This is a genomic window from Mesorhizobium sp. M7A.F.Ca.CA.004.04.2.1 (assembly GCF_004022825.1).
GTDB lineage: Bacteria > Pseudomonadota > Alphaproteobacteria > Rhizobiales > Rhizobiaceae > Mesorhizobium.
Genome location: NZ_RZPH01000601.1, coordinates 1 through 3,770, shown reverse-complemented (window position 1 = coordinate 3,770; position 3,770 = coordinate 1). Strand labels below are relative to the sequence as shown.

The 3,770-nt window shown below is 58.9% G+C and carries 2 protein-coding genes; both read right to left on the bottom strand.

Going from position 1 to position 3,770, the window contains the following annotated elements; genetic code table 11:
* Positions 1 to 76 precede the first annotated feature (76 nt).
* Entirely contained in the window at positions 77 to 2,080 is a 2,004-nt protein-coding gene (locus EN893_RS23470) for an ABC transporter permease subunit (protein WP_236383059.1), read from the bottom strand.
* A gap of 3 nt (positions 2,081 to 2,083) precedes the next feature.
* A complete protein-coding gene (locus tag EN893_RS23465; RefSeq protein ID WP_127267309.1) occupies positions 2,084 to 3,388 on the bottom strand; it encodes an ABC transporter substrate-binding protein in 1,305 nt (434 codons plus the stop codon).
* Positions 3,389 to 3,770: the final 382 nt, after the last annotated feature.

Here is a 3,770-nt window from a genome sequence, read left to right as displayed (position 1 = left end):
CCCTTCAAAACAGCTATCGCCCCGAACCGCTTGGTAAGGCCGGCAATCTTGATCGACGCCATGCTTGAAGCTCCTTTCAGCCCTTGACCGCGCCGGAAAGCGCACCCTGGACGAGGTAACGTTGGAAGAAGAAGGCAACGGCCACAGGCGGCAGGATGGCAAGCACGCTGGCCGCAAAGAGCGGTCCGTATTCATAGAAACGGGCCTGGTTGAGAAAGCCTGCGATGACGACGGGGATTGTCTGCGTCTTGGGGGTCGAGGTCAGGATCATGGCAAAGAGAAACTCGTTCCAGGACACGAGGAAGCAGAAGATCAGCGCCGCGACGATAGCCGGCCGCACCACGGGCACCAGAACCTTGCGGAACATCGTCCAGCGACTGCAGCCGTCGATCTGTGCCGCGCGCTCAAGGCTGATTGGAACGGTCTCGAAACTGGTCTTCATCATCCAGGCGGCAAGCGGCATCAGGATCGTCGAATATGCGATCACCAGACCGAGATGGGTGTCGATGAGCCCGAGCGTCCGGAAGATGACGAAGAACGGCAGAACCAGCGTCAGTGCGGGAACCATACGCGTCAGAAGAAGCGCCCAGAGGCTGACGGCAAAGAAACGATGTCCAGCATAGCGGGCAAAACCGTAGCCAGCCAAGGTGCCGAGCGCGACATTGACGACGGAGACGACGATGCCGATGCCGAAACTGTTGAGCAGGGACAACGGCACGCGCGCGGCCTGCACGCTGGTCGTGCCTTGCGCCATGAGCACCGCCCGATAGTTGTCGAAAGTGAGCGTCGAGGGCACGATGGAGGGGGGCGTGCGGATCAGGTCGGTGGCTGGCGATAGGCTTATCAGGACCAGCGCCGCAACAGGCAGGAACGACCAGACGAAAATGGCAACGACGGCGAGCGCGAACAGGATCTTGCCAGCGTTGCGTGCAGCGATCGGGCCCATCAGCCTTTTCGGCTTCCATTCCGGCAGAACGACCATGGCGGGCCGCGGGCAACTGGCTGTTAGCAGCCCTGGGGCCGCCAAAGCCGACACTGTCGTCCTGGCTTTCCTGGGGCTGAGGAAGGCAAAATAGGCGATGGCGAATGCAAGGCTGAGAAACGTCAGCACGTAAAGAAGAGCGGCCCCTTCGCCGAACTTCAGGAACTGAAAGGATTGCATGTAGCCGAGCCAGGACAGTGTGGTGGTCGCCGCGCCCGGACCGCCGCGCGTCATGATCCAGATGATGTCGAAGGCCAGGAACGCATTGATCGTGGAGATGATGGTGGAGAACAGCAGCGTCGACTTGAGCCAAGGCAAAGTGATCGCGAAAAAGCGCTTGACCGGTCCCGCGCCGTCGAGAATGGCAGCGCGATGCAGGTTGCCCGGCATGGATTGCAGGCTGGAAAGGAGCATCAGCGTCGTCAACGGCGTCTGGTTCCAGACCTGGGTCAGCGCCACGAGGTTGAGGGCGCGGAAGCCCTCTCCAAACCATGCCCGCCCCCATGAACCGAGGCCTATGTCGTTGAGAAAGCCGTTCAACAGACCGAAATTGCCGGCATAGATGAAGGACCACAGCACCCCGATAGACACGGGCGCCATGGCCCAGGGAACGAGGACGATACTGCGCAGGAAGCCGCGGCCGGCAAAACGCTGATTCAAGACGAGCGCGATCAGTGTTCCCAGTACGGTCGTCCCGATGACCGCAATCGTGGAGAAGTAAAGCGTGCGGCCGAGCGCATACCAGAAGCCTTGATTCTGGAAGATCTTCGCATAATTGGCGAAGCCCACGAAAATCCATCGCTTGGTGATCGGATTGGTGATGTTGAAGGACAAGTACAGACTGTAGAGGAGCGGCAGGCCGACGATCAGGATCATCAGGATCAGCGTCGGGGCGACGGAGAGATAGGCAAAAGCCGGAAGGCTCATCCTGCGCCGGCGTTCGCGCGCCAGCGGCTCGGCTCCTTGCGACGGCAATGTCATCGTCATGGCGTCCTCGCGCATCATCTGGGCCAGATCGCCGACAATGCCGCGTCTGGCGATGTGTTGGAGGTTGGTGCGGACGCAACAGCCGGCCCCGATGACCGGCTGTTGCGTCATGTCTTACTGATATTGGGCCTTGAGCTCGGAAGCCTTGGCCGCAAGCGCTGTCACCAACTCGTCGGTCGAGCTGCCTGAGCGGATATATTCCTGGACCTGCTGCATCATGAACATATCCCATTCCGGGAACCAGATCGCCTTGCCGATCGCGCGTGACGTCGCCATGCCGAGCTGCTTGGCCGAAATGTCAAGGTCGCGCCATTTCGAGAAACTGGCGACGATCTCCGGATCCTGCATGACCGCCTTGTAGCCCGAGCCGAGACCGAACTCGAGAGCCCAGCGCTTGATCACATGATACTGGCCATCCTTGGCTTTGCCGCCGAAGAACTGGAGCAGGTTCCACACGCGCTCCTCATCGACGGGCTGGGCGCCCATCAGATAGGCCGCCGTCCAGGCCATGGTCGAGCGGGTCGCGCCCGGCATGATCGCGTTGCGCACCTTTCCCGCGATCTTGGAAACGGCGGGATCGTTGGCGACCTTGTGGTTGTAGTCATGGACGACCATGAACGTGTGACGGCCGGAGGCATAGCTGGGCACACCTTCGCCGGGCAAGGTCATGATGTCTTCGACGACCAGCTTCTCCTTGTAGAAGGTCTGGTTGATTTCGAGGATCTTGCGCAAGGCCGGCTCATCGACGAAGTTTCCGTCGGCATCGAAGACCTTGGCGCCCTCGGAATACCAAGCCGCGAACATATACCAGGACATGTTTGGCCATTGTTGCTGCCACATTGCGTGAAAGGGCGCGTCGGATATGCCGTCCTTCTTGAGTTTGCGGCAGACATCAAGAACGGCATCCCAGGTTTCCGGTACCTGAACCCCGGCCTTTTTGAGATGCTCCTCGTTGTAGAGGAAGGTGTTGTAGCCGGCGTAGTAGGGGAGCCCGCACAGGGCCCCGCCGTTGGGCAGCGAAAGCGACTCGACACTGACCGGGAACATGCCGGCCTTGATATCGGCAACGCCCGGAAGGCTCTCGATGTCACGGATCCAGTTGGCCGCGTGCCAGCGGGCGATGTAGTTCTCTTCGGAATACAGCATGTCGATATGCTGACCGCCGGTGAGCTTCGTTTCCGCCACAGGGTGGTAATCGCCCGATACGAGCTCGTAATTCACGTTCTCATCATAGAGTTTCATGAACGTCTTGACGTTCTCTTCGACGATCTGCGGCTGGTATTGCCAGCCGACGAAGCTGATCGGCGTGGAGGGTGCCGCGAAGGCGCGAGACCCAATCATCGCGGCAGCGGATAGTCCCGCAGCGCCTTGTAGTATCTGTCTTCTGGACAGCAGGTGTCGTTCCAGCGAAGAAATCATGCTAGTTCCCCATTATGATAGCTTTTTTTGATTTCGGCCGACCGGCTGTGCCGGCAGATGACTTTCAGTATCTCCGGCCTAGAAGACAAACTGTAAGGCCGGTTAAGCTCTTGCTGTGGGGTAACTATGCGCAAAAATTTTTAGCTGTCCAACAAAATTTTCATTTCCGTGTCATTTTTCGTTGGTCCGGAGCATTTTGTCAGTTTTTGATCTATTTTTTGATCAAAAAAGCAAAAAAGTTGACATCTTCCGGCTCAGTCGCACAAGGGTTGTGTCTGGGCCGCATCGCGTGCGATCGCCAGTTGCTGCTTGAGGCGGCGAAGCTTTTCCCGGCCCGCGTCCTTGCGTGCGATGGCGACGCCGTAGGATATGATGTCGATTG